This is a genomic window from Saccharothrix sp. BKS2 (assembly GCF_047689505.1).
Lineage (GTDB): Bacteria > Actinomycetota > Actinomycetes > Mycobacteriales > Pseudonocardiaceae > Actinosynnema > Actinosynnema lopnurensis.
The window spans coordinates 144,746-170,175 of sequence record NZ_JAUQOL010000016.1; the positions used below are offsets into that span (position 1 = coordinate 144,746).

Annotated in this window: 16 protein-coding genes; 3 read left to right on the top strand and 13 right to left on the bottom strand. The window is 74.3% G+C overall.

Annotation, left to right across the window (positions count from 1 at the left end):
• Positions 1 to 58: 58 nt before the first annotated feature.
• Together Q5530_RS30570 and Q5530_RS30575 are read right to left on the bottom strand one after the other, a co-directional pair.
• Positions 59 to 253, bottom strand: coding sequence for an MbtH family protein (locus tag Q5530_RS30570; protein ID WP_415366292.1), 195 nt, complete (start codon positions 251 to 253; stop codon positions 59 to 61).
• Entirely contained in the window at positions 250 to 5,028 is a 4,779-nt protein-coding gene (locus Q5530_RS30575; protein ID WP_415366293.1) for a non-ribosomal peptide synthetase, read from the bottom strand. The genes Q5530_RS30570 and Q5530_RS30575 overlap by 4 nt, the downstream gene beginning before the upstream one ends.
• A 288-nt stretch (positions 5,029 to 5,316) precedes the next feature.
• On the opposite strand from Q5530_RS30575, the gene Q5530_RS30580 reads away from it, so the two are divergent.
• Positions 5,317 to 6,009: a thioesterase II family protein gene (locus tag Q5530_RS30580; protein ID WP_415366294.1), complete on the top strand. Its 693-nt coding sequence runs from the start codon at positions 5,317 to 5,319 to the stop codon at positions 6,007 to 6,009.
• Positions 6,010 to 6,162: 153 nt separating this feature from the next.
• On the opposite strand, the gene Q5530_RS30585 is transcribed toward Q5530_RS30580, so the two are convergent.
• Positions 6,163 to 9,477 (bottom strand): non-ribosomal peptide synthetase, encoded by a 3,315-nt coding sequence (locus tag Q5530_RS30585; protein WP_415366295.1) that lies wholly within the window; start codon positions 9,475 to 9,477, stop codon positions 6,163 to 6,165.
• A gap of 245 nt (positions 9,478 to 9,722) precedes the next feature.
• The gene (locus Q5530_RS30590; protein WP_415366296.1) at positions 9,723 to 10,979 is read right to left on the bottom strand and encodes an MFS transporter; all 1,257 of its coding nucleotides are present in this window, start codon (positions 10,977 to 10,979) and stop codon (positions 9,723 to 9,725) included.
• Positions 10,980 to 11,468: 489 nt separating this feature from the next.
• Between Q5530_RS30590 and Q5530_RS30595 the strand changes: the two genes are divergently transcribed.
• Entirely contained in the window at positions 11,469 to 11,981 is a 513-nt protein-coding gene (locus Q5530_RS30595) for a hypothetical protein (protein ID WP_415366297.1), read from the top strand.
• Positions 11,982 to 12,041: 60 nt separating this feature from the next.
• On the opposite strand, the gene Q5530_RS30600 is transcribed toward Q5530_RS30595, so the two are convergent.
• The 5 genes from Q5530_RS30600 to Q5530_RS30620 are packed head-to-tail and all read right to left on the bottom strand — an operon-like array spanning position 12,042 to position 16,848.
• On the bottom strand, positions 12,042 to 13,043 hold the full coding sequence (locus tag Q5530_RS30600; RefSeq protein ID WP_415366298.1) for a methyltransferase: 1,002 nt from the start codon (positions 13,041 to 13,043) through the stop codon (positions 12,042 to 12,044).
• 31 nt (positions 13,044 to 13,074) lie between these two features.
• A complete protein-coding gene (locus Q5530_RS30605; protein WP_415366299.1) occupies positions 13,075 to 13,611 on the bottom strand; it encodes a PhzA/PhzB family protein in 537 nt (178 codons plus the stop codon).
• On the bottom strand, positions 13,608 to 14,228 hold the full coding sequence (locus tag Q5530_RS30610) for a pyridoxal 5'-phosphate synthase (protein ID WP_415366300.1): 621 nt from the start codon (positions 14,226 to 14,228) through the stop codon (positions 13,608 to 13,610). Before Q5530_RS30610 ends, Q5530_RS30605 begins: the two co-directional genes overlap by 4 nt.
• Positions 14,228 to 16,177, bottom strand: coding sequence for an anthranilate synthase family protein (locus Q5530_RS30615; RefSeq protein ID WP_415366301.1), 1,950 nt, complete (start codon positions 16,175 to 16,177; stop codon positions 14,228 to 14,230). Before Q5530_RS30615 ends, Q5530_RS30610 begins: the two co-directional genes overlap by 1 nt.
• The gene (locus Q5530_RS30620; protein WP_415366302.1) at positions 16,174 to 16,848 is read right to left on the bottom strand and encodes an isochorismatase family protein; all 675 of its coding nucleotides are present in this window, start codon (positions 16,846 to 16,848) and stop codon (positions 16,174 to 16,176) included. The genes Q5530_RS30615 and Q5530_RS30620 overlap by 4 nt, the downstream gene beginning before the upstream one ends.
• A 465-nt stretch (positions 16,849 to 17,313) precedes the next feature.
• Here Q5530_RS30620 and Q5530_RS30625 point away from each other — a divergent pair, with 465 nt between their 5' ends.
• Entirely contained in the window at positions 17,314 to 21,453 is a 4,140-nt protein-coding gene (locus Q5530_RS30625; RefSeq protein ID WP_415366303.1) for a condensation domain-containing protein, read from the top strand.
• 85 nt (positions 21,454 to 21,538) lie between these two features.
• Here Q5530_RS30625 and Q5530_RS30630 read toward each other — a convergent pair whose 3' ends face one another.
• The 4 genes from Q5530_RS30630 to Q5530_RS30645 all read right to left on the bottom strand — a co-directional run bounded on the left by Q5530_RS30630 (position 21,539) and on the right by Q5530_RS30645 (position 25,422).
• Entirely contained in the window at positions 21,539 to 23,047 is a 1,509-nt protein-coding gene (locus Q5530_RS30630; RefSeq protein ID WP_415366304.1) for a 4-hydroxyphenylacetate 3-hydroxylase family protein, read from the bottom strand.
• Positions 23,048 to 23,125: 78 nt separating this feature from the next.
• Positions 23,126 to 23,905 (bottom strand): thioesterase II family protein, encoded by a 780-nt coding sequence (locus Q5530_RS30635; protein WP_415366305.1) that lies wholly within the window; start codon positions 23,903 to 23,905, stop codon positions 23,126 to 23,128.
• Between the two features lie 129 nt (positions 23,906 to 24,034).
• A complete protein-coding gene (locus tag Q5530_RS30640; RefSeq protein ID WP_415366307.1) occupies positions 24,035 to 24,901 on the bottom strand; it encodes a PhzF family phenazine biosynthesis protein in 867 nt (288 codons plus the stop codon).
• Positions 24,901 to 25,422: a PhzA/PhzB family protein gene (locus tag Q5530_RS30645; RefSeq protein ID WP_415366308.1), complete on the bottom strand. Its 522-nt coding sequence runs from the start codon at positions 25,420 to 25,422 to the stop codon at positions 24,901 to 24,903. Before Q5530_RS30645 ends, Q5530_RS30640 begins: the two co-directional genes overlap by 1 nt.
• Positions 25,423 to 25,430: the final 8 nt, after the last annotated feature.

Consider the following 25,430-nt stretch of genomic DNA (forward strand, 5'->3'; position numbering starts at 1 on the left):
ACGGGTGTCCGCCGCCCGGGTGGGCGCGGGACCCGTCGCGGTTGCCTCCCCCGAGGGGTCAGGCGGACCGCAGGCGCAGGCTCAGCGGCCTCAGGTCCGTCCAGACCGAGGCGATGTGCGCCAGGCACTCGTCCTTGGTCGCGCGGAACCCGGTGGCCCGCCAACCCGCGGGCAGTTCCCGGCCTGCGGACCAGATCGAGAACTGCTCCTCGTCGTTGACCACGACGTCGTACTGCTGTTCCTCGGTGCTCATCCCGGCTCCTCACCGTCGTGTTCCCGCGTCGTCGGGGCCCGGTCCGGCGCGGGCGACCCGTCGCCGGCGGTCCCGACCAGGGTCTTGATGTAGCCGGCGAGCTCCTCGGTGGTCCGGACCGCGTGCTCGGCGAGCAGGCGCCGGACCTCCGGGCCGCCACCCGGCGCGAACCGGTGCAGCCGACGCGGCGCGGTGCCGGCGGGGGCCCCGGCGGCCAGGCGCGCGATGCCGGCCGCCGTGCCCGCCACCCAGATCTCCCCGGCGTCCAACCGGGAGACCTCCTCGTACCAGCGCGCGTCCGGCACCGGCCGGAGCGGGTGGCCGCACGCCCGGACCGCGGTGACCAGGTCGGCGGTGCCGCACACCGCGTCGGGGACGGCGTTGACGTACCGGCAGCCCGGTTGGTCCGCCGTGAGCAGCTGGTCCACCAGCAGGACCGCGGCGGCGTCGGCGGGCAGGGCCTGGAACAGCTCATTGCCCGGGGTGTCGAAGCTGCCCGGGTAGCCGCCCGTGGCCACCACCGCCCGGCACCAGCTCCAGACCGCGTCGGCCTCGTTGACCTGGAACCGGACGCGGTCGCCGAAGATGGCGGGCACCCGGACCACGACGGCGGGCACGTCAAACCCGGCGGCGTGCCGGAGGTACTCCTCCGCGACCGCCTTCGAGCGCACGTACCCGGCCGGGCCGGTCGGCAGCGCGCGCAGCGGCGCCGGGTCGACGACCTCCCCCGGCGGGTAGGCGGCGGAGTCGACCACCGCGCTGGTGGACACGTGGACGACGTTCTTGCGCCGGCCCGCGGCGGCGAACTCCAGGAGCGCGGCGGCGCTGTGCGCGTTGGCGGGCGCGAGCTGCGCGTAGGGGTAGACGTGGTTGACCCACGCGGCGGAGTGCAGGACCGCGCCGACCCGCTCGGCCAGGTCGCGGTGGACGGGGTCGGCCAGGCCCAGCCGCGGCGCGCCCAGGTCGCCGTCGACCAGCTCGACCCGGCCGGCGGCGAACCCGCGCGCCACCGCGTCGCCCAGGCCGAGCCGCTCGGCGTGCGCGAGCAGCTCGGGCCGCCGGGCCGTCCCGCCACGGGCCAGGCACACCACGTCCAGTCCCCGGTGGAGCAGCTCGACCAGGGCGAACGCGCCGACGAACCCGGTGGCGCCGGTGAGCAGCACGACCTCCGGGGGTGTCGCCGGCCGGGGCGAGGCCGGGCGGTCGAGGCCGGCCAGGCGCTCGACGACCTGCGCCCGGACGGCGGCCTGCGGGGCGTCGTCGGGCAGCTCGGCCCCCGGCGCCGGGGACGACCGGCCGGTGGACGGGGTCGGTGCCGGGGTCGGCGCCGGGGCCGCCGTCGTCCCGGACGCGGCCAGCTCCTCGACCGCGTCGGCCATCGCCTGCAACCGGGGGCGTTCGAACAGCAGCACCATCGGCAGGTCGACGCCGAAGGCCGCGTGGATGCGGGAGACGAGCTGGACGACCATCAGCGAGTGGCCGCCCAGCTCGAAGAAGTGGTCCTCGGCGCCGATGTCGGTGACGCCCAGCAGCTCGGACCAGATGCCGCCCAGCGTGGCCGCCGCACTGCCCTCCGGCGCGGGCCCGGTCGGGCGGCGCGCGCCCTCCCGCCCGGCCCGGTGGGCGGCGAGCGCGGCCCGGTCCAGCTTCCCGTTGCGGGTCAGCGGCAGTTCCGGCACCACCTCGACCGAGGACGGCACCATCCAGTCCGGCAGGCCGCGCAGCAGCGCGCCGCGCACCTCCGCCCCGTCGGGGGCGTGGCCGGGCTCGGGCACCACGTAGCCGACCAGGGTGGCCGCGCCGACCCGGTCCTCCACCACCACGACGGCGGCCCGCGCGACGCCCGGCAGCCGGTCCAGCGCGGCCCGCACCTCGGCCAGCTCGATCCGGTGACCGCGGATCTTGTGCTGCTCGTCGCGGCGGCCGAGGTAGCTCAGCTCGCCGTCGCGCCGCAGCACGGCGATGTCGCCGCTGCGGTACATCCGCCGCCCCGGCACCGGGGAGAAGGGGTCGGGCAGCATCCGCCGGGCGGTGAGCGCCGGGTCGCCCTGGTACCCGAGGGCGACGCCGGCCCCGCCGACGAACAGCTCCCCCGGCACGCCCACCGGCACGGGCCGGAGGTCGTCGTCGAGCAGGTAGGCGGACAGGTCGTCCAGCGGCGGACCGATCAGCGACCCGCCGCGCCCGACGTCGCCCCGGGTCACCCGGCGGTGGGTCACGTGCACGGTCGTCTCGGTGATCCCGTACATGTTGACCAGCCGGGGGTGCTCGTCGCCGAAGGCGTCGAACCACCCGCCCAGGGCGGCGTGGTCCAGCGCCTCGCCGCCGAACACCACGTACCGCAGCCGCAGACCCGGCGGTCGGCGCGCCACCAGCTGCCGGGCGAGCTGCGCGAACGCGGACGGCGTCTGGCTGAGCACGGTGACGCCCTCGGCGGCGAGGAGGTCGGCGAAGGCGTCCGGCGCGCGGGTCGTCCGCTGGGGCACCACGACCAGCCGGCCGCCGTGCAGCAGGGCGCCCCACAGCTCCCAGACCGAGAAGTCGAAGGCGCAGGAGTGGAACAGGGTCCAGGTGTCGTCGGGGCCGACGTCGAACCGCCGCAGGCAGGCTTCGAACAGGCGCAGCACGTTCGCGTGCGTGACCAGCACGCCCTTGGGCGCGCCGGTCGACCCGGAGGTGTAGATGACGTACGCGGGCGCGCCGGCGGGCACCTCCACCGCGACCGGGGTGTCCGGTGCGGCGGCGAACTCGCCGTCGTCCCAGCGCAGGACGGCGGGCGCGGGCGCGCCGGTCGGCAGGTGGCCCGCGTGCCCGGGTGAGGTCAGGACGGTGGCGACCCCGCAGTCCGCGAACTGGGCGGCGGCCCGCTCGGGCGGCCCGTCCGGGTCGACGGGCAGGTAGGCGGCCCCGCACTTCAGCACGCCGAGCACCGCCGCGACGAGGTCGACGGTGCGGTCCAGCACCAGGCCGACCACGTCGCCGGGGCGGACCCCGCGGTCGAGCAGGACGTGGGCGATCCGGTCGGACCGCCGGTCGAGCTGGGCGTAGGTGAGCCGGGTGCGGTCGTCGGCGACCGCGGGCGCGTCCGGCCGCGCGGCGGCCACGGCCGCGAAGCGCGCGGGCAGGGTCGAGGGCGCAGCGGTCGAGGGCGCTGCGGTCGAGGGCGCTGCGGTCGAGGGCGCAGCGGTCGAGGGCCCCTCCACCGGGTACGTCGCCGCCGAGGCCACCGCTACCGAGGGCCCGGCCGCAGCGCCGTCGGCGACAGCCACACCGTCGGCGACAGCCGCGCCGTGCAACAGGGCCTGCTCGTCCTCGTCGAAGACCGGCAGGGTGGCCACGGGCTGGTCGGGCGCCGCCGTGCCCGCGGCCACCAGCCGCCGGAACCAGCGCGCGTACGCCGCCACCGTGGACTCGTCGAACAGCTCCTCGTCGTAGGGCAGGAACCCCCGCACCCGGTCGCCCTCCTGCCACAGCTCGACCATGAGGTCGAAGTGCGTGGCGCTGCCGTCGAGCTCCGCGAAGGCCACGTCCACCCCGGGCAGGTACGGCGGCTGGGGCGCGCCGTCGCGCAGGCTCAGCGAGGTCTGGAACACCGGGGTCACACCGGGCCTGCGCGCCGGCTGGAGCTCCTGGACCAGCACGTTGAACTGGAGGTCCTGGTTGGCCATGGCGCCGGCGAGCGCGGCGCCGGTGCGGCGGACCAGCTCGCGCAGCGACGGCCGGTCGGCGACGTCGACCCGGATGGGCAGCCAGTTCAGGAAGTAGCCGACCATGCGCTGCGTCTCGGGGCGCGGCCGGCCGGCCACCGGCACGCCGACCACGATGTCCTCGCGCACCAGCCGGGACAGGAAGCCGACGTAGGAGGCCAGGAACGCGCCCAGCAGGGTCGTCGACTGCGACCGCGCGAGGTCCCGCAGCGGGGCGACGAGGTCGGCGTCGAACTCGATCGGGTGAAACCGGCCCTGGCTGCCCCGCACCGCCGGCCGGGGCCGGTCGGTCGGCAGGTCCAGCTCGGCGGGCAGGTCCGCGAGCCGGTCCCGCCAGTAGGCGAGCTGCCGCCCGAACACCTGCTCGTCCACGGCGTTGCGCTGCCAGTAGGCGAAGTCCGGGTAGTGCAGGTCCAGCGGGCGCGGGCCGGGGCCGGCGCCGATCTCCTCGCCGTAGAGCGCGCCGAGGTCGGACAGGACGATGTCGAGCGACCAGTGGTCGGAGACGATGTGGTGCTCGGTGAAGGCGAACAGGTGCTCGTCGGCCGCGGTCCGGTAGAGCCGGCAGCGCAGCAGCGGGCCGTCGGCGAGGTCGAAGGGTTCGAGCACGGAGGCGGAGGCGCGCCGCCGGGCCTCGGCGCAGGGGTCCGCGGCCCCGGCGCAGTCCTCCACCCCCAGCGGCACGTCGAGCCGGTCCAGGACGACCTGGCGGGGACCCGAGCCCGCGTCGCGGAAGACGGTGCGCAGCGCCTCGTGCCGCTCGACCAGCCGCGTGACCGCCCGCCGCAGCGCCTCGACGTCCAGGTTCCCGCGCAACCACAGCGCGGTGGGGACGTAGAAGATCTCCGGGTGCGCGACCAGCTGCGACATGAAGTACAGCCGCTCCTGCTCGTACGACGCCGGGATCTCGACGCCGGCCGGCCGCCGCCGGAGGCCGACCTCGACGCCCGACCCGGCCAGCAGCCGCTCCAGCAGGGCCCGCTGGGCGGGGGTGAGGCCGGCGAGCCGGCTCTCCAGCGATCCCCCGGCCGGCGCGCCGCGGTGCGGGGCGGTGTCCTGCTCCGTCATGTCATTCTCCTCGTCCAGCGGCGTTCACCGCGACCCGCGGCCGTGAACAGCCACGCCCCGGGTCTCGCGGAACTCCAGGAGTCTTCACGACTGTCTCCTCAAGACTCGGCAGTCGCCGTCGAGAAGTCGCCCATACGCTCCAACACAGTCTTCATGTAGTCAATGTCGGCGCGACCCGCGCCGACGCACGCGCGTTCACGCGGTGGTCACCCGTCAGGGCTTCCCGTACGGTGTCGAAACTCGATCTCACCGCCATCGGCGTGAGCGTTGTCCACGGGGGTGGTGACGGTGATCCCCAGCGCACCGGAACGTCGGAAGTCGTTGCTGGACCAGAGGTTCCGGTCCGCGACCGCTCGGCACGGCCTGTACTGCTTCCCCGCCGCGGGCGGCGCGGCCCCGCGCTACGCGGGCTGGAGCGACCACTTCCGCGGGCCGGTGGAACTGGTCCCGGTGCGGCCGCCCGGTCCTCCCGGGACGATCCGGCCGGCACCGGCCGAAGTGGACGGACTCGCCGACGAGCTCGCCGCCGAGATCTCCTCGGCCCACACCCGGCCGATGCTGCTGGGCCACCGCGCGGGCGCGGTCCTGGCCCTGGAGGTGGCACGGCGGCTCGAAGAACTCGGCAGACCGGCGACGCACCTGTTCGTCAGCGGCCGGGCCGCGCCACCGCCCGCCCGCACCGCCCGCTCGCTGAGCCTGCTCCCCCGCCTGCCCGCCGGTCCCGTCACGACCAGGACGCGCCACCACCGGCCCGCGCCCCCGCTCTCCTGCCCCGTGTTCGCCTGGTGCGGCAGCTCCGACCCGGAGGTGGGGCCCTCGGCGTTGCAGGGGTGGGCCGCCGAGACGACGGCCGGCCTGAAGCTGTTCGTCCGGCCCGGCGGGCGGTCCTTCCTGGCGCACCACGTGGACGAGGTCGTCCGGGTCGTCCACGAGGCGGCGGCGCGGTTCGACGGCGCCGCACGCCCCGCCGCGGTCACCTGACCCGGCGGCGCTCACCTGCTCCCGGCCCGGCGGCCGGCACACCCGTCACGCCACCCCGGCAGGACCGCCGTGGCCCCCGACCCGGCTCACACCCGTCACCCGACCCGGCGGGACCGCGGAGGCCCCGCCGGGTTCACCCGGTCGTCGGGGCCGTCACCCACCCGACCGCAGCCGCGCGGCCAGTTCCCCGATCTCCTCGTCGGAGCGGCCCTCCACGAGTTCGAGCGCGGCGGCCAGCGCGTCGCGCCTGGCGTGCTCGCGCTCCACCGCCTGGTCCACCAGCCGGGCCAGCCCCCGGACGGTCGGCGTGGTGAAGAACTCGGCGATCTGCACCTCGATGCCGAACACCGCCTTCACCCGGGACGCGATGCGGATGGCCTGGAGGCTGGTGCCCCCGGCCGCGAAGAAGTTGACCTCGCCGCCGATCCGCGCGCCCAGCAGCGGGGCGAAGACCTCGGCCCGCACCGCGCGCTCGGTCGGGGTGCTGTCGGCGTCGTCGTCCTCGTCGGCCAGGTGCCGCACGTCGGCGAACTCCACCGGCGGCAGCGCCCGGCGGTCCACCTTGCCGCTGAGGGTCAGCGGCACCTCCGCCAGCGGCACCAGGACGTTGGGCACCATCGTGGTCGGCAGGCGCTCGCCCAGGGCGGCGCGCACGGCGTCCAGCTGCAACCGCACCCCGTCCTCCGGCACGACGTAGGCGACCAGGATGGACCCCATCCGCGGGTCGACGGCCGCGTCCGCGATCCCGCGCGCCACGCCCGGCACCGCCTGGAGCGCGGCCTCCACCTCGCCCAGCTCGATCCGGATGCCCCGGACCTTGACCTGGCGGTCGGCCCGGCCCAGGAAGACCAGGTCGCCGGAGTCGTCCCAGCGGGCGAGGTCGCCGGTGAGGTAGAGCCGCGACCCGGGCGGGCCGTAGGGGTCGGGGCGGAACCGCTCGGCGGTGAGGTCGGGGCGGCCCAGGTAGCCGCGGGCCACGCCGAGCCCGGAGATCGCGACCTCGCCCACCGCACCCGGCGGCACCAGCTCCCCGTCCTCGGACAGCAGGTACGCGCGGTGGTTGTCCATCGCCCGCCCGATCGGCGGTGACGCGGTCCACTCGCCCTCGCACCGCTTCGCCACCACGGTCACGGTGGTCTCCGTCGGCCCGTAGCCGTTGTAGAACTCGCGGCCCCGGGCCCACCGCGTGGTCAGCCGGCCGCTGAACGCCTCGCCGCCGACGAAGGCGATCCGCAGGTCCGGGTAGTTCTCCGGGGTGAGCAGCTCCATCACCGCCGGTGGCAGGTCGACGACGGTGATCCGCTGCTCGGCCAGCAGCCGGTCCAGGGCGTCCACCGAGCGCCGCTCGTTCTCGTCGGTGACGTACAGCCGGGCCCCGGTGAGCAGGGCGCCGAAGGTCTCGAAGACCGACACGTCGAAGCCGATCGAGGCGAACTGGAGCACCCGGTCCCCGGGGGTGAGCCGGAACGCGCGCCGCACGGTGGCGACGAAGTTCGTCACGTTGCGGTGCTCGACGACGACGCCCTTGGGCCGCCCGGTCGACCCCGAGGTGTAGATGACGTAGGCGGCCGAGTCCGGGAACACCGGCACCGCGGGCGGTCCGCCGGGGTCCCCGGTCGGCACGGAGGCGATGTCGACGACGGCCAGGCCGGCGCCGAGCAGGGGCGCGGCGGAGGCGGAGGCCACCGCGAACCGGGCGCCGCAGTCCTCCAGCACGGTGGCCACCCGCTCGGCCGGCTGCCCCAGGTCGATCGGCACGTACGCCGCGCCGGCCTTGAGCACCCCGAGGACGGCCGCGACCAGGTCGGGCCCGCGCTCGACGAGCACCGGCACGAAGCCCCCGGGCCGCACGCCCTCGGCCACCAGCCGGCGGGCGACGGCGTCCGACCGGGCGTCCAGCTCCCCGTACGTCGCCGTGCCGGCCCGGGAGACGACCGCGACCAGGTCGGGGTGCCGGTCGGCCACCTGCCGGAACTCCCCGTGCACGGTGTCCGGCCGGTGCTCGCCGATCGGCGCGTTCCACACCTCCAGCACGTGCCGCCGCTCGTCGGCGTCGGCGAGCGGCACGGAGGACAGCGGCGCGCCCGGCGCGGCGGTCCAGGCGCCCAGGGCGGCCAGGTAGCGGCGGGCGAAGCGGTCGGCGGTGCCGTCCCGGTAGAGCGCCGTCGCGTACCGCACCGCCGCGGTCGGCTCGGGCCCGTCGAGGTCGACCTCCAGGGCCAGTTCGAACCGGCCGACACCGGTGTCCACCGGGTCGACGCGCCACCGCAGGCCGCCGGCGACGAGCGCGCCGGCCGACCGGTCGCACAGGCCGAACCCGACCTGCACGAGCGGCAGCCTGCCCACGTCGGGCTCGATCCGCAGCTGCTCCAGCAGCACCTTGAACGGCAGGTCGCCGTGCCGCTCGGCCTCGACCCGCCGCTCGTGCACCGCGTGCACGAGGGCCTCGAAGGACGCCGCCGGGTCGACCTCCACCCGCAGGGGCAGCAGGTTGCCGCAGTCGCCGACCAGCCGCTTCGGGTCGAAGGGGCCGGTGATGTCGTGCGGCACGCCGATGACCAGGTCGCGCGTCGAGGTGTGCCGGGAGACCACGGCGAAGAGGGCGGCCAGCAGCACGTCGTCGGCCGGGACGCCGAGCCCGTGCGCGAGGCCGCGCACGGCGGCGACCGCCCCGGCGGGCAGCGCGCGTTCGGCGGTCCGGCTGGTCAGGTCCAGCAGCCGGGTGCGCGGGAGGTCGGCGGGCGGCTCCGTGGTCTCCCACCCGCCGAGCGCGCGGCGCCAGAACTCGGCCGCCCGCTCGGCCTCCGGCCCCTGCGCCCACCCGCGCTGCCACCGGGCGAACTCGCCGAACTGCGGCGGTGGCGCGTCGTCCGCCGGACCGGCGCCCGGGTCGCCGGCGCGCCGGACGTAGGCGGCGGCCAGGTCGTCGAGGAGCACGTCCGCCGATCGCGGGTCCAGCACCAGGTGGTGGCTGGTGACGACCAGGACGTGCCGGTCGGCGGCCAGGCGCAGCAGCCGGAACCGGACCATCACGTCACCGTTGACGTCGAAACCGGCGCGCAGCTCGTCGCGCACCACCTCGGCGGCGGCACCGGTCGCGTCCCGGCCGGTGCGGTCCTCGACGTCGAGCGCCACCGGCTGCCACGGCCGCACCACCTGCACGCCGGTCTCGTGCTCGTGCGGGAAGACCGAGCGCAGCACGGTGTGCCGCTCGGCGACGTCGTCGACCGCGCGCCGGAGCGCGGGGACGTCCAGCGGGCCGGCGACCGTGATCGCGAACCCGAGGCCGTAGGCGGCGCTGCTGGGCGCCACCCGGTCGAACAGCCACAGCTGCTCCTGCCGGTGCGACAGGGGCGCCACCCGGTTGCCGCCGTCGCGGGAGGCGGTGTCCAGCCGGCCGAGCAACTCGTCCCGCCGTGCGGGGGACAGTTGGCGGAGTCGTCGCAGGAGTTCGCTCTGTTGGGACATCGCACCGCCTCGCGTCTGCGAATGAAGACTGTCGGAACTGTGCTGCCGCTGAGGGCCCAGATCCACGCACAGTCCGCATCAAGTGCCGCAAACACTACATCAAGGCTTTGTCCTGCACAGGGGAGAAAGCCGTTGTGGCGCGGGAAGAACGGCCGCCACGCGCGACAAGGGCACGGGCGAACACGGGCACGGGCACCGGGCGCACATCCCGTGCCCGGTGCCCGTGCCCCTTCTCGCGCGTCGGTCTAGAGGACGACCCTCATGTCCTCCGGGACCTCGTCCTTGAGCCGGTGGACGCCGCCCGCCACGACCCACACCACCGCGAGGAACGCGAGCAGCGAGGCCACCAGGAACGGGATGACGTTGCTGGCGAACAGCGCGGCGACCGCGGCCCCGATCAGCGGACCGGCCGCGTTCGCGCCCCACACCAGCGGCAGCGCGACACCGCCCATGCGGCCCATCGCCTCCGGGGGCGTGGCCCGCTGGATCAGCGACATGATGCCCACGTTCGCGATCGGGCTGGTGAACGTCGCGATGCCCTCCGCGACCATCACCACCACCAGCGCGGTGGCCTTGCTCCCGGTGTCGGCCAACGGGAAGATCAGGAACGCGACACCGAGCAGCACGTGCGTGAGGATGAGCGTGCGGCCGATGCCCAGGCCCTCGTTGACCCGCCGGGACAGCAGCGCGCCGAGCAGCACCGGCGCGCCGCCCACGCCCAGCGCCAGGCCGAGCTCGGCGGGGGTGAACCCGAGGTCGCGGTAGGCGAAGACGATGATCATCGCCAGCACCATCGACACCGCGAGGTTGCCGAACATCGCCATCAGCGTGAGGTAGCGCAGCAGCCGGTTGCCGAAGGTGATGCTCAGGCCCGAGCGCAGGTCCGCCATCGTCGCGGCGAGCCCGCGACCGCCGCTCGGGGCGACCTCCGGCTCCTTCGCCCTGATCCGCGAGAGCGCCACGAACGACACCAGGTACGACACGGCGTCCACGGTGATCGCGCGGGCGGCGCCGAGCAGGCCGACGAGGGCGCCGCCGATGCTGCGCCCGAAGACGATCGACAGCGAGCGGCTCAGCTGGGTCTTGGCGTTGCCGTCGAGGAAGTCCTCACGGGGCAGCAGCTGCGTCAGGTACGCCTGGTAGGCGAGCTGGAAGACGACGTCGAAGACGCCCTTCAGCAGGGCCGCCACGTACAGGTGGGCGATGGTCAGCCCGCCCAGCGCCCAGGCCAGCGGCAGCGAGCCGAGGATGACGAAGCGCGCCACGTTGGCGATCTGCATCAGCGGCAGCCGGCGCAGCCGGTCGGTGAGCACGCCGAGGATCGGCGCGAGGAGCACGAACGGCAACCACTGGAGGGCGACCAGCAGGCCGACGCCCACGGCGCCCTGGCCGAAGGCCAGCACCGCCAGGGAGGGCAGCGCGATGACGCTGACCTCGCTGCCCAGCAGGCTCACCGTCTCGCCGGACCACAACAGCCCGAAGTCCCGGTTGCGGAACAGCACGGACCTCGGCCGAGCGGCAGGCCCCCCGCCTGAGCCCTCGCCGGGTGCCTGGTCGCCCTCGGGCGGGGCGGTTGCGGTGTGCTCCTGCTCCCCGGAGCTTCGCGTTGGCATGGGATGTCCCTTCGTTCGGTTCAACGGCTGCCCGCAGACTCCACTGGGGCACCCCCCGTGCGACGCGGCGAGAAGGCACCGCCCGAATGAATTCTGAGGAGAAACACACTACACAATGCTTCATCGCACTCTGTGTAGAGTGTTGTCGGTCCGGGTTGTGCCAGGTCGCGGGCCGCGACGAGGTCGGGGCGAGGGCTGCTCGAAGGGTGGCCGGACAACGGTCACGCTGAAGACGATGACGCGATGTTATCGCAGGGGTACGCTCTGTTCGAGCAGGTGCCGGGCCGTTCAACCGCCCGGTCCGGGGCGGGACGGCGACTTCGCCGCATCCGGTTCTCGACGCGTCAAGACGCTGCAACCGCAGTATAGTGCGGCTCCATGGGCCGAAAGTACTCGATCACCATCCAGGCGCACGACCAGGTGAGCGGTGCGCTGCCCAAGATCAGCGCCGTGGTGCAGGTCGACGGGAGCGGTCCACCCCGGATCGTCGAGCTCACGGTGGGCGCCGTCGACGACGGCCCGATCGCCCCGGACGTCGCCCGCAACATCGACTTCGCCCTGCTCGCCGACGCCCTGGGCAACGCGGTGTCCGCGACGGTGTGCTCCCCCCGCGACGAGGTGGACGCCCCGGCCGACCACGCGCACGGGGGCACGTCCCGAACCGACCAGGCGCACGGGGACACGTCCCCGGCCGACCGACCGGCGCCGGAGCGGCCCTACCGCCGGATGCCCGACGCGGCGGAGGTCGAGGAGGTCGTCCGGCGCACCCGGAGCGTCGGGAAGCTGGCGCAGCACTACGGCGTACCCCGCTACACCGCGCAGGCGTGGGTGAACCGGCTGCGCCGCGCCGGCCGGCTGCCGGACCTCGACCGCGGCCGCGCCACGGCGTAACCCCTCCACGGGTGACCCCTCGGCGCGTGACCCCTCGGCAGACCCGACCGGCGCCACCGCTCAGACCGCCACCGAGCGCAGCACCATCACGTCCTGCGGCAGCGACGCGCTCGACGCGTACTCGAAGCCCGTCTGCCGCAGCAGGGCCTGGTACTCCTTGAGCGTGCGCTCCAGGCCGCCGGTGTTGACCAGCATGTGGAGGTCCCAGTCGATGGCCAGCGACCGGGCGTCCGGCAGGCCGATCACGCGCTCGACCACCAGCAGGGTGCCGCCGGGGTTCATCGCCTTCCGGCACGCGGTGAGGATGCGGACGCAGTCGTCGTCGTCCCAGTCGTGGAGGATCCGGGACAGCAGGTAGACGTCGTGCCCCGCCGGGACCGAGGTGAAGAAGTCCGTCTGCACGACCTCGCACCGGCCGCCCACCGGCGAGGAGGCGAACCGGGCCAGCCCGGCGTCGACGCGCTCCTCCGCGAGCACGCCCCTGATCGTCGGCGACGCGGTGAGCAGGGTCTCCAGCAGGGAGCCGTCCCCGCCGCCGACGTCGACCACGGTCGCCCCCTCGGGGAGGTCGACCGCCGCCGGCACCGCCTTGAAGAAGGCCGTGCCCGCCGCCATCGCCCGGTCGAACACCCGGCCCGCGTCGGCGTTCTTCTTGTAGTACTCCAGGAACGTCGCGCCGAACACCAGCGGGAAACCCGGTTCGCCGGTGCGCAGGCAGTGGACGACGTGGGCGAACGACGGGTACGCCTGCTCGCCGTAGAGCAGCACCAGCTCGTGCAGGTGCGACGGGTGGTCCCGGCACAGCAGCTCGCCCGCCGCGGTGAGCCGGTACTCCTCGAAGTCGTCGGTGTCCAGGACGTCCTGGAACGCCAGGGCGCGCAGCAGCCGCCGCAGCGAGGGCGGGTGGCTCCCGGTCGCCTCGGCCAGCGGGTCCGGCAGCCGGTAGCCGTCCCGGACGCGGTCGGGCACCCCGAGCTTCACCGCCGCGTACAGCGCGTAGGCGCGGAACGGCGCGACAAGAGTCTCCAACGTGTTGCGCAGGTGGTCGGTCGGCACGTCCACACCCATCTCCTCGCCGTTCGGTCGGTTCGGTTCACCCGTTGCGCCGCGGCGCCGGGCCGGGCGCCTCGTCGCGGTCGCGGGCCGGTATCCAGCCGCGCTCGATCCGGGGCACCTCGATGCCCAGCGCGCGCATCTGCTCGACCGGGTTGCTGATCTCGCGGCTGCGGGCGATCCGCCCGTCCACCAGGTCGAAGCAGAGCAGGAAGTGGTTCTCGTAGCGGCCCTCGGGGTAGCCGGGGAAGCGGATCGTGCCCGCGCCGCGGCACTCCACCCAGATCACGCCCGGGTCCACCGCCTCGACGACCGAGACGTCGTGCCAGGACCAGTCGGGCAGGACCCGCACGGACAGCTCGCCGTGCCGGCGCAGGTCCGCCCACCCCTGGACGACGATGGGCCGGCCGATGTCGGTGAACCAGAGGGCGGCGGTGCCGTCCTCGGTGTAGAGCCGGTAGCGCTCCAGGCGCTCGGCCAACCCGGTCCGCAGGTACAGCTCGACCGCGCTCCTGTTGCGGGCCCGCAGGTCCGCCCGGTCCGCCCTGTCCGCCTGGTCCCGCTGGTCCGCGGTCACGGCTGGAGCCTCCTCGCGCGCCACCCGTCGTCGCCCAGGTCGTAGCGCAGGCGGCGGTGGAGGCGCTCGGTGCCGACGTGCCAGAACTCGACCGAGGTCGCCACCAGCTCGAACCCCACCCAGGTCGCCGGGCGCGGCAGCGGGTCCCCGGCGGCCGCCAAGCGCGCGGCGCGGGCGCGCAGGTCGTCCTCGTCGTCCAGCGGGGCGCTCTGCACCGTCGCCACCGACATCGGGTGGGTGGCGCGGTCGCGCTCGGCCCACAGCCGGTCCGACACCGCGTCGTCGGTGATCCGGAGTTCGCCGGACAGGATCACCTGCTCCCCCGCCCCGGGCCAGTGGAACACCACCGCGCCGACCCCGGTGTCCCGCGCGTCGCGGCCCTTCTGGCTGCCGCTGTGGCTGCTGAAGACGAAACCGCGGTCGGTGACGTGCAGCAGCCGGATCATCCGGTTCGACGGCCGGCCGTCGCGGTCGACCGTGGCCAGCGCCGCCGCGGTCACGTCGTCGACCGCCGCCGCGTCCGCCGACCACGCCGCGAACAGCGCGACCGGGTCCGGCGGCGGGTCGTCGAACGCGTCGGGGCCGGGTCGTGCGGCCACGCTCCCCTGGACCTCCATCACCTGACCTCCAGAGCCTGCCGCACCGGCACCAGACCACCCACGCAGTCCGCGAGCAGGTCCACCCCGGAGCGCGTCAGGATCGACTCGGGGTGGAACTGGAGCGACCGCAGGCCGGGACCGCGCAGGGCGCGGACGTGACCCGTCGCCGGGTCCCGGTCGACCTCCAGGTCGATCCCGCACACCCGCAGCCGGTCGACCGGCGAGGTGACCACGAACGTGTTGTAGAAGCCCAGCCTGCGCTTGGTCCCGAACAGCTCGACCTCGCGCTGCGCGCCCTGGTCCGGGATGTCCAGGCGGAGCACCTCCAGGCCCAGGTACGCGCACAGCACCTGGTGCCCGAGGCAGACCGCGAGCAGCGGGACCCCGGCGCCGCGGACGCGCAGCAGCAGCTGCCGCAACCGGGCCATCTTCGGGTCGGCGACGTCCCGGGGGTCGCCGGGGCCGGGGCCGAGCACCACGAAGTCGTGGTCGCGCGGGTCTTCCGCGAGCAGCGAGTCGTCGCGGACGTCGCGCACCTCGACGTCGAGGCCCAGCGAGCGGAGCTGGTAGGCCAGCATGGACGTGAACGCGTCCTCGGCGTCGAGCACGAGGGCGCGGTACCCGTCGAACCGCGGCAGGCGGGACCGCCGCTCGTCGTCGGGGGTGAACCAGAACGACGCGAGCCGCGAGTTGCGCGCGACCAGGGCGGACACCACCCGGGAGCGCATGCCCAGGCCGCGGTCGGGAACGGGGGGCGCGGCCGGCCGGCCGGACCCGGCGCCGTCCGCCAGCACGCCCAGGAGCCCGGCCACCTTCGACTCGGTCTCCGCGACCTCGCTCGCCGGGTCCGAGTGGCGCAGCAGCGTCGCGCCCACGCCGATGTCGATCCGGCCCTTCCGGTCGATCTCGGCGGTGCGGATGAGGATGGCCGAGTCGAGCGTCTCGCGCCCGTTCCGGTCGTGGCCGATCAGCGCCACGCACCCGCTGTAGTAGCCGCGCCCCGCGCGCTCCCGGCGCGCGATCACCCGGAAGGCGTTCTCCAGCGGGCTGCCGACCACGGTGGGCGCGAACAGCGTCTCGCGGAGCAGGTCGATCGAGGACCGGGAGGTGCGGCCCTGGACGTAGTACTCGGTGTGGGCGAGGTGCGCCATCTCCTTGAGGAACGGCCCCGTCACCCGCACGCCGTCGTCGCAGACGCGGGCCATCATCTTCAGCTCCTCGTCGACGACCATGTTCAGCTCGTCGGTCTCCTTGCGGTCGTTGAGGAAGGCGACCAGCTCGTCCACGTCGGGGCCGGACGGCGGGTAGCGGTAGGTGCCGGAGATCGGGTTCATCACCGCCAGGCCGTCGCGGCAGCTCAGGTGCCGCTCGGGGCTCGCCCCGACCAGGACGGTGTCGCCCGCGTGGACCAGGAAGGTCCAGTACGCGCCGTTCTCGACCTGGACCAGCCGCCGGAACAGGGTGAGCGCCTTGCGCAGGTCGTAGTCGACGAGCTGACCGGTGAAGGACCGCTTGACCACGAAGTTGGAGCCCTGACCCCGTCCGATCTCCTCGTCGATGACCTCGCGGACCTGCCGCACGTAGGTGTCGCCGTCGGTCTCGAACCGGCCGTCCTCGACGCTCACCTCCTCGTCGGGCAGCTCGTCGAGCAGGTCGGCCAGGCTGAGCGAGGTGTGCGAGTCGACCTCCACCGCGATCAGCTCGGCCCCGTCGTCGACGACCTCGAAGCCGCGCTCGACGGCCTGCCGGAACGGGACCAGCAGGAGCACCTCCCGGTGGGGCCCGGTCAGGCCCAGGGCGTCGCGGCTCGCCGAGACCTCGGCGAGGCTGCCGTGGGTCGTCGACCGTCCGCAGAGGACCTCGACGACGCCGGGCCCGGTGACGCCGGGCCGGTGCACCAGGGCGAACGCGGGTGGCTCGGCGGAGAGGATCCTGGCGATCGACGGGTCCAGGTGGCGTGCGGTCACAGGAGCGCCCTCTCCGTCGCTGGGGTGTGCAGGAGCGCCGCCAGCACCCGCTCGGTGGGTTCGACCACCGCGCAGTTGCGCGCCGCGTGGTCGAGCGCGCGGGCGTGGTGGTCGGCGGAGAAGTCCGCGACCGCGTCCGCCACCAGGAACGTCTCGATGTCCCGGCTGAACGAGTCGATCGCGGTCGCGAGGACGCCGATGTGGGCGTAGACCCCGCAGATGATCAGCTGGTCGCGCCCGCGGGCGGCGAGCCACTCCGCGAGGTCCGAGGCGTGGAACGCGCTGTAGCGCCACTTCGTGACGACCTTCTCCCCCGGCGCCGCGGCCAGCTCGGGGATCAGCGCGCGGTCGGCGGGGTCGGTCGACATGCCGGGACCCCAGATGGCGTCGAGCAGCCCGCGCTGCTCGCGCGTCATCCCGCCCGGTTGGGCGGTGTAGGCGACCGGGACGCCGGCCGCGCGGCACGCGTCGCGCAGCCGCGCGCAGTTCGACCTGAGCGCCGCCAGCGGTGACGGCGTGTCCGGGAAACCGCGCAGGAAGAACTCCTGCATGTCGTGGACGAGCAGCGCCGCGCGGGACGGGTCGACGGTCCACGGCGCGGCGCTGTCGGGAATTTCCCCGGCGCGGGGCAGCGCGTACGGCTCCACCACGGGAATCAGGGGTCGACTCATCGTGCGACTCCTTGCAGGCGACCGTTCGCGAATTCCGGGGCGGCGATGACGAGGTCGGGCGGGATCCCGTGTTCGCGAGTCGGGGTGTCCGACGTGGACCACTGTCACCCAGGCCGACCGGGTGGTCAAGGCACGCGGCGCGTTCAGCGCGACCCGGTGGTGAACGGATTACCGCGCGCCAGTGCGCTTTTCCCGGTCGACCGCGATGCGGACCGGTTCGAATGGACGGACGCCGTTCCGGCGCGATTCGGGCGGGTGTGATTCAGGCCGGTGCGATTCGGGCCGGCGTCCGGCCCGCGTGATGGACGGGCACAAAACCCGTTCTTATGATGTGCTTCCGCCCGTTCAACGGGAATCAACCATTCCGCGTTCGCCCGCGTGGTCGCCACGCGGGTGGCGCGCGCCCGCGGCCGGAAACCCGCGACGGGTCGCCCGACCGGGCCGAAACCACTGCGGAGGCTTCAGGTGTCGTCGACGTACGAGGTCACCGACCAGGGCGCCGAGGAGTCGCCCGGTCCGGTGATCGCCCCGCTCTCCTACACGCAGCAGCAGCTGTGGTTCACCGAGCAGATCGACCCCGGCCAGAGCCTCTACACGGAGGCCCTGGCCGTGCGCGTCCGCGGCGCCCTGGACGTCGACGCGGTGGAGCGCGCGGTGCGGGAGGTCCTGCGCCGCCACGAATCGCTGCGCACCGTGTTCCCCGTCGTCGGCGACCAGCCCGTGCAGCGGGTGCTGCCGCCGGGCACGCCGATGTCCTTCCTGCACCGGTCGGTGGCGGACGTGCCGGACACCGACCGCGAGGAGGCGCTGGCCGAGCTGGTGCGGGAGTTCATCGAGGAACCCCGGGACCTGACCGCGCAGCTGCCGACCCGCGCGCTGCTCGTCTCGGTCTCGCCGGAGGACCGCGTCCTGGTCGTGACGCTGCACCACCTCGTGTGCGACGGCCTGTCCGGGCGCATCGTCTTCGCCGAGCTCGGGCGGCTGTACGAGGCGTTCGCGGCCGGTGAGGCGTCACCGCTGGAGGAGCCGCGGTTGCAGTACGCGGACTTCACCGACTGGGAGCGCGCGCTGCTGGACTCCGGTTACCTCGACGACGACGTGGACCACTGGCGCGACCGGCTCGCCGGGGTCGAGCCGGTCCTCGAACTGCCCGCGCGGCGCCCGCGTCCCGCGATCAAGGGCGTGCGCGGGACGCGCGCCCGGTTCCCGCTCGCGGACGCCGGCCTGCGGACGCGGATCACCGCCTTCCGCCGCGAGCACAACGTCAGCCTCTACACCCTGACCCTGGCCGCGTTCGCCGCGACCGTCAGCCGCTACACCGGGCAGCACGACCTGGTGTTCGGCACGCTGGCCGCCAACCGCGCCCGGTCCGAGCTGGAGGGCGTGGTCGGGCAGTTCACCAACACGCTGCCGATGCGCCTGGACGTCACCGGCGACCCGACGCTGCTCGACCTGGTCGGTCGCGCGGCGCGGACCTCGGAGGACGCCGTCGAGCACGGCCTGGTCTCGCTCGGGAAGATCATCGAGCTGATCGGCCCCCGGCGCGACCCGTCCCGCAACGCCCTCGTCCAGCACCTGTTCCTGACCAGCGGCCAGCCCGCGAGCGACGCGACCTGGGGTTCGGCGGCGGTCACCCCGTTCGACGTGCCGCGCCGGCGCGGGCGGCTCGACACGATCACCGAGGTCGAGGAGCGCGGGGCGGAGCTGGTCTCCTGGGTGGAGTACGACACCGACCTGTTCGACCACGACGAGGTGGCGCAGCTGATGCGGCACTTCGCCAACGCGCTCGCGGAGTGGGTGGGCGACCCCGGCCTGCGGGTGTCCGAGCTGGCGCTGCTGGACCGGGCCGAGGTCGAGGCGCACCTCGCGCCGGCCCGGTCGGCGGACCTCGACGCGCCCGCCGCGCCGCCCGCCGGGGCCACCGGGACCGCGATCACCACCCCGGACGGCGCGTGGACCTTCGAGGAGCTCGCCGCGCCGGTGGCGGACACGGCGGCCCCGGTCGTCCTCGACGACACCGACAACACCGGCACCGGCACCGGCACGGCGGCCGCTCGGGTGCCCGCCACGACCGCCCGGGTCGTCCTCGACGACGCGGACGCCGACACCGATGCCGGCACGGCGGCCGCCCGGGTGCCCGCCACGGCCACCCGGGTCGTCCTCACCGACACCGACACCCACGCCGCCGGCCCGGCGATCGCCGGGGTGCTCGCCGCAGCCACCCAGGACGCCGACGTGGTCCTGTGCGCCTGCGGGCGCGGGGCCTCCGACTGCGCGTGCCCCGCGCTGAGCGCCCGGGAGGTCGTGCGGATGGCGCGCGGCCTCGCGGGCGCGATCTGGCCGGAGGCGGCCCGGCCCGTCGTCCTGGCCGACGACGTGCCGGCGCGGGAGCGGTTCGCGGTCCAGCTCGCCGCCGTGCTCCGGGGCGTGCCCAGCGAGGTAGTCCACGGCCCGCTGGTCGCGCGCCTCCGGGAGGCCGTCACCGCCGTGGTCGGCGCCACGCGGGTCGCGGACCTGCTCGACGCGGTGCCCGCCGCGCCCCACGTCGTCGTCGGTGACCCGGACCAGGCGCTGGTGGCGCGGCTCGACGACGCGGGCCACGTCCTGCGCGGCCTGGTCGGGCACCCCGGTGTCCTCGGCCCGGTCGCCCTGGTCCGGCGCGGCCGGGGCGGGGAGGCGCTCGGCGCGCCCCTCCCCCACGTCGACGCGCTCGTCCTCGACGGGCACTCCCGCATCCCGCCGGTCGGCGTGCCGGGGCGGCTGCACCTGCGCACCGCGCCGCTGCTCGATCCCGCGGCGGGGGTGGACACCGCGGCCAACCCCTACGGCGCGCCGGGCGAGGTGCTCGTGCGGACCGGGCTCGTCGCCCGCCGGACCGCCACCGGCGCGGTCGAGGTCGTGGTGGCGGTCGGCGACGACACCGGTGTGGCGCCCACCGCCGGGACCGACGTCGACAGCCCCCTGCGGGAACTGCTCGCCGGGGTGTGGCGCGAGGTGCTGGAGGTGGACTCCGTCGCGCCCGACGACGACTTCTTCGAGCTGGGCGGGCACTCGATGCTCGCCGCGCGCATGATCGAGCACGTGCGCGAGACCATCCAGGTCGAGGTGCCGCTGCGCACGCTGTTCGCGCACTCCCGGTTCGACGAGTTCACCGAGGCCCTGCGCACCTCGTTCCCCGAGGTCGACGACCTGCTGTCGGTGGTGAGCGGCCTGTCCGAGCAGGACGCGGCGCGGCTGCTGGAGTCGATCCCCGCGGAGCACGCGGCGGGGAGCGGCGCGGACGGGGGGGTCGGGGCGCCGCGCCGGTTCCCCCTGAGCAGCCCCCAGCTCCAGATGTGGCTGGTGGAGTACCTGCGCGACGAGCGCCTGACCTACACGATCCCGCTGGAGTTCCGCATCACCGGGCCGCTGGACGTCGACGTCCTGCGCCGGTCGGTCCAGCGGGTGGTCGACCGGCACGACGCGCTGCGCGTCACCGTCGAGCAGGACGACGACGGCGAGCCGGTCCAGGTCGTCCACGACTCCGTGGTGCTCGACATCCCCTGCACCGACCTCACCGGCCGGGAGGACCCGGAGGCGGTCGACGAGATCCGCGGGCGGATCGGCTACCACGAGTTCGTGCTGGCGGAGGGTCCACTGCTGGCCGCGCACGTCGTGCGCCACGCCCCGGACGAGCACACCCTCTACGTCGTCTTCCACCACCTCGTCGTGGACGAGCGCTCCATGACCCTGTTCATGGCCGAGCTGAGCGCCCTGTACTCGGCCGAGGTGGAGGGCACCCCCGGTCCCGCCGACCTGCGGGCGCAGATCGGCGACTACGTGGCGTGGGAGCGGGCCCAGCTCAGCGGCGACAGCCTCGACCGGCTGCGGTCGTTCTGGCGCTCGCGCCTGCACGGCGTCCCGGAGCTGGACCTGCCGACCGACCACCCCCGGCCGAAGAACCTCACCTTCGACGGCGAGTTCCTCTACCGGCCGCAGGAGCGCGGCCTGTTCGACGAGTTCGCCGCGCTGGCCTCCGCCCACCACGTCACGCCCTTCATCGCCTTCACCGCCGCGACGTCCCTGCTGCTGCACCGGATCTCCGGCCAGGACCTGTTCCTGATCGGGATGCCGAGCGACACCCGGGGCATGAGCGGGTCGGAGCAGCTGATCGGGTGCTTCATCAACGTGCTGCCGGTGCGGGTCGACTGCACCGGCTCCCCCACGTTCGCCGAGCTGCTGCGGCGGCTGCGCGAGGAGGTCGTGGCCGGGTACGACCACCGCGCCCTGCCGCTGTCGGCGATCGTCGACGCGGTCGGCGGCGCCCGCCCGGTCGACCGCCTCCCCCTGTTCCAGGTGACCACCGAGTTGCAGGTGGAGGGCTGGCTGCCGTTCCGGCTGCCCGGCTGCGACATCGACTACTCGTTCATCGGGCACGGCACGGCGCGCTACGACATGGCGTTCCACGCGATCGTGAAACCGGCCTCGTTCGAGGTGTGCGCCGAGGTCAACAGCGGCATCCACACCTTCGCCACCGGGTACCGCAGGCTCGACCAGCTCAGCTCGCTGATCCGCCAGGTCGTCCGGGACCCGGGCCGACCGCTGGCCGACTACACCGTGGACTGACCGGGGGCCGGTCACGAAGCCCCGAACGGAAGGAGATCCCGGGACGCGATCGCGTCCCGGGATCTCCTTCAGGTGCCGCGAGTGCTCAGTCGGCCACCGCGACCAGCTCGGCGGCGGTCGGGCGGGCGTCCCGGCCACCGGGGTGCTCGGGGCCGTAGGTGGACAGGAACCCCTCCACGGCGGCCAGCGGCCCGGTGAAGTCGTAGTGCCGGAACGACATCATCTTCGCGACGGCCGGTGGCCCCGCGTAGAACATCTCGTACTGGTGGTGCCGGCTGCCGAACTCCGAGCCGACGGCGTCCCAGGCGAGCTTGAGCAGCTGGACGCGCTGCTCCGCCGGGAACCCCTTCACCCGCGCGTACCTGCGCATGTCCGCGCCGGTCTCCTCGCCCAGCAGCTCGAAGCGCGAGGACGGCAGCTGGATCACCCCGCCGCCGACCAGCTCGCGGACGACCTGGAGCACCCTCGGGTAGATCTCGGACTGGAGCCCCATCGCGCCGTAGAGGAAGCGGCGACCCGGCACCACGACCCCGTTCGGGTCCGCGGTGGCCGTGGCCTCGGCGGCGATCGTCCCCGCCTCGACCATGGCGGCGAGCGAGGCGAGTTCACCCAGCTTCTCCACCACCGCCGGGACCGCGTCGGTGTGGTGGGTCGCGCACACCTTCCGCACGACGCCCAGGATGAACTTCAGCTTCTCGACCAGCCGCACCTGCGCCTGGTGGTTGCCCAGCGCGTGGGCCGGGGTCCCGTAGAACTGGGCGCGGACCCCCTCCACGTCCCGGTAGACGAACACGTTCTCCCACGGCACCAGGACGTCGTCGAACACCAGCACCGCGTCGGACTCGTCGAACCGGGCCGCCAGGGGGTAGTCGAACCCGCTCTCGTCGGCGTTCGCGTACGGCCGGCGGCAGTACAGCCGCAGACCGGGGGTGTCGACGGGCAGGATGAACGAGACGGCGTGGTCCGCGTCCTCCGGCCCGAGGGGCTGGATGCAGCTGACGAACACGCAGTCCGACACGGCGGCGCTGGTGGCCAGCATCTGCGCGCCGCGCACGACGATCCCGTCCGCGCGCCGGTCGACGACCGCGACCTGGAGCGGTCCCTCGGCGTCGTCCTCCGGGCTCTTGACCCGGCTCGTCTGCGGCGGCGTGATCGCGTAGGTGACGAACAGGCTCTCCGCCACGATCCGGCGGTACCAGGCGAGCAGGTGGGCGGAGCCGTCGTGGGTGGCGCGGTCGAACACCCCGGGCGACGAGGCGAAGCCCGCCAGGTAGCCCGCGAAGTGGTCGGGGCCGCGGCCCACGAACCCGGCCGACAGCCCGGCCCACTTGACCAGCGCCTCGCGGCGCGCGGCGAAGTCGGCCGCGGACCTCGGGATCAGGTAGGGCTTGAGCGCGTCCCCGCCGGTCTCCGGGCAGGAGAACACCATGTCGTTGCCGGGGTCCGCCGCGAAGTCGTAGAGCCCGGCGACGGTGGTGGCGATGCCCCGGAACCGGGGGTCGTCGACCACGTGGGTCACCCGCCGCCCGTCCAGGAACACCGCCCGGCCGTCCCGGACGGCGTCGAGGTATTGGCCGCCTGTGCGCAGGACCACGCCGATCACCACTTCCCGCGATGAGCGAAAGGAATTGACTGGGGAATTTGGGGGGAATTCGTACCGGCGCGACCGGTGTCACGCGGCGGAGCTCTCGGCGACCTCCACGATCAGCTCGACGAGTTCTTCCGGCGCTTCCAGGAACGAGTAGTGGTCACCGTGCAGGAGCGCGATCTCGACCTCGTCGGCGCACTCGGTCCACGCGTCCATCAGCGGGCTGGGGATGTCGACGTCGTGGTCCCACCCCACCGCGGTGACGCGGCACGGCAGGAGCGCCGGCGCCGGTTTCGAGTACCTCCGGTTGGCGTCGAGGTCGGCGACCAGGACGTCCCGGACGATCTCGACGATCTCGGCCGAGAAGGTCTCCCGGCCGCCCATCCGGCGCAGCAGGGTGCGGATCTCCTCGTCCAGCTCCGGCACGGTCAGCCCGAGGAACCTCCCGTACGGCCCGCGGTGCGGCACGACCTGCGACGACGCGATGAACGCCGCGGGCGGGCGCAGGCCCAGCTCCGCGGTGCGCAAAGCCGACTCGTACGCGGGCAGCACGCCGCCGCAGTGGCTGAACAGGACGTAGGGCCGGTCCAGGTAGGGCTCGATGCCGGGGACCAGCACGTCCGCGAGCCGCTCGTAGGTCCCGAAGTGCGGCTCGCGGGTCCGGTTCTCCCGGAAGGGGAACTGGACCGGGACGAAGTCGACGTCGCCGCGCCGGGTGGGCCAGCGCTGGTACATCGACGCGCCGCACCCGGAGTACGGGAAGCAGAGGACCCGCACCCGCGCGTCGGGGTCGGGTTCCGTGAGGAACCACGGCGTCGAGGACCGGGCACCGCCGGGTCTGCGTCCGACCGCCACCCTCACCACGCCCTTTCCCGAATGGACCCGCGAAAGAAGAACGACCGAGTGCGCGCGAATTCCGGAACACCGCGCCGAAATGAATTTCCGGGGTGGGATCGACGCTAACGCACCGGTCCGAGGACGGTCAACCGGGCGCTAGGGAACCGGGAGGGAGAACGTCCCCTCGGCCACCTGCACCGCGGCGCCCCGGACCTCCACCCGGTCGATCCGCGCCGCGGACCCGGTGACGCGCGCCCGCATCGTCGACGGGCGGCCCATCTCGACGCCCTGGAAGATGGTGACCTCCTCGCCGAACGCCGCGAGCCCGTGCAGGGCGAGGTGGATCGCCAGCGGCCCGGCCACGGAGCCCGTCGCCGCGTCCTCGACGACGCCGTACGCCGGGGAGAACATCCGGTTGCCCCACCCGACGCCGGACGGGGCGAAGCAGTGCGCGGCCATGTCCGGCAGCTCGGCGAGCATCCGCTGGTCCGGGCGGACCCGCTTGAGGTGCTCGGGCGTGGTGCCCACCAGGACGTGGCGGGGCCCGTTGCGGAACGCCGCCACCGGCACCGCCGGCTCGTCGACCCCGAGCGCGCGGAGCAGGAACTCCTCGTGCTCGTAGGGCCCCCAGGTCGGCACGGGCTGGAGCATCGAGGCCGCGACGGCGGTCCCGCCGGACCGCTCCAGCTCGAAGGGGATCACCCCGCGCTCGGTCTCCAGCGCCACGGTGGGGCCGGCGTGGGTGTTGTTGGCCAGGGCGATCGCCGTGCCCAGGAGCGGGTGCCCGGCGAAGGGCAGCTCGTTGACCGGGGTGAAGATCCGGACCCGGTGGTCGCTGTCCGGTCGCCGCGGCCGGAGCACGAACGTGCTCTCCGAGAGGTTCATCTCCCGGGCCAGTGCCTGCATCTCCCGGGGCGGGACGTCGTCCGCGTCGAGGAAGACCGCCACCGGGTTGCCGGCCAGCGGCGTCCGGGTGAAGGCGTCGACGACGAAGTACCGCAGCCGCCGCGTCGCGGGCGCCATCAGCCCGGCTGCTCGACGAGCGCCGGCGGGGCGTCGTCCGACGGGATCGCGCCGCGGTCGATCGTCGGCAGCTCGATGCCCAGCGCCTGGAACTGCCGGACGGGGTTCATGTGCTCGCGCTGCTCGACGATGAGGCCGTCGCGGAGCCGGAAGTAGTGCAGGAAGTGGTTCTCGTACCACCGCTTCCCGTACCTCGGGAACAGCACGTGGCCCCGGCCGTCGCACTCCACCCAGAACCGGTTGGGGTCCTGGGTCTCGAAAATCTCGACGTCGTACCAGGCCCAGTCGGGGAAGATCTCCAGCGACCACGCGCCGTGCGCGGCCAGCCGGTCCGCCCCGCTCATGAGGATGGGCCTGCCGGTGTCGGTGGTCACCAGCCCGGCGCTGCCGTCCTCCGCGAACAGCAGGTGGCGCCGCAGCCGCCGATCCCCCGCGATGTCCTCCATGTACCGGACGACGGTCGCCCGGTTGCGGCTCCTGAGGTCGTGGTCGTCCGGACTCGTCGTGAATTCCGCGGACAAGGTGTTCC